Genomic DNA, 1,321 nt, shown 5'->3' with positions numbered 1-1,321 from the left:
TGAACCGCGCCGGGTTTGCCGGAGGCCGTTAGATGTGAGTCACGCTGCCATATCGATGACGTCGTCGGAAGCATAGTATTGGTCTTCGGCTTCGGCAGGTGGGATGTTGCCGATGGGTTCGAGCAACCGGCGATGGTTGAACCAGTCCACCCATTCGAGCGTAGCGTACTCGACCGCTTCGAAGCTGCGCCACGGCCCGCGCCGGTGGATCACCTCGGCCTTGTAGAGGCCGTTGATCGTCTCGGCCAAGGCGTTGTCGTAGCTGTCGCCGACGCTGCCGACTGATGGCTCGATGCCGGCTTCGGCGAGGCGCTCGGTGTACTTGATCGACACGTACTGGCTGCCGCGGTCGGAATGGTGGACGAGGCCGCCACCCCGGAGCGGGCGCCGGTCGTGCAGCGCCTGCTCGAGCGCATCCAGGACGAAGCTGGCATGCGCCGTCCTGCTGGCGCGCCAGCCGACGATCCGGCGGGCATAGGTGTCGATGACGAAGGCGACGTAGACGAACCCCGCCCAAGTCGCGACGTAGGTGAAGTCAGACACCCACAGCATGTTCGGCGCCGGGGCCCGGAACTGCCGGTTCACCCGGTCGAGCGGGCATGGCGAGGCTTTGTCGCTGACGGTGGTTCGCACCGGCTTGCCGCGGATCACGCCGGCCAGACCCATTGTCCGCATCAGCCGCGCAACCGTGCAGCGAGCGACGTCGAACCCTTCGCGCCGCAGCTGCCGCCAGACCTTGCGCACGCCATAGACGCGAAAGTTCTCCTCGAACACGCGGCGCACCTCCGGTCCGAGCGCATCATCACGCCGAGCCCGAGCCGACCTCCTGGTCGGCTCCATCCTTCGTGCAATGTGAGCATGATAGGTGGATGGGGCGATCGGCAGAACCCGGCAGATCGGCTCGACCCCGTACACCTCACGATGCGCGTCGATGAACGACACCATCACCTCGCTCGGCGGTCGAGCTCCGCCATCGCAAAATACGCCGACGCCTTGCGCAGGATCTCGTTGGCCTGGCGCAACTCGCGGTTCTCCCGCTCCAGCGCCTTCATCCGATCGGCGACATCGCTCGGCACCCCGGCACGCGTGCCGCTGTCGACCTCAGCCTTCTTCACCCACTCGTGCAGCGTCTGGCCCGCACACCCGATCTTCGCCGCGATCGACACGACCGCTGCCCAGCGGGAGGGGTGATCCTTCTCGTGATCCAGCACCATCCGTACCGCCCGGGCGCGCACCTCAGGCGAAAACTTATTCGTCGTCTTGCTCGTCATAGCCCCTTCCTCTCAGGAGTTGGGACCTCCGACAAACCCGGCGCGGTTCA

1 protein-coding gene and 1 other annotated feature are annotated in these 1,321 nt (G+C 65.9%); the gene reads right to left on the bottom strand.

Annotation, left to right across the window (positions count from 1 at the left end; translation table 11 throughout):
• Positions 1-39 precede the first annotated feature (39 nt).
• Positions 40-1,271, bottom strand: a protein-coding gene (locus BM145_RS15500; protein WP_093334539.1) for an IS3 family transposase whose coding sequence is annotated in 2 segments (ribosomal slippage) — positions 40-980 and positions 980-1,271 — 1,233 coding nt in all. Because the reading frame shifts where the segments join, the coding sequence is not laid out codon by codon here.
• Positions 871-987, bottom strand: a sequence feature (AL1L pseudoknot). (Overlaps the previous gene by 117 nt.)
• Positions 1,272-1,321: the final 50 nt, after the last annotated feature.

The organism is Sphingomonas rubra (assembly GCF_900115745.1).
Taxonomy (GTDB): Bacteria; Pseudomonadota; Alphaproteobacteria; order Sphingomonadales; family Sphingomonadaceae; genus Sphingomonas; species Sphingomonas rubra.
The sequence above is the reverse complement of the archived record's forward strand: the minus strand, read 5'-3'. Positions and strand labels throughout refer to the sequence as shown.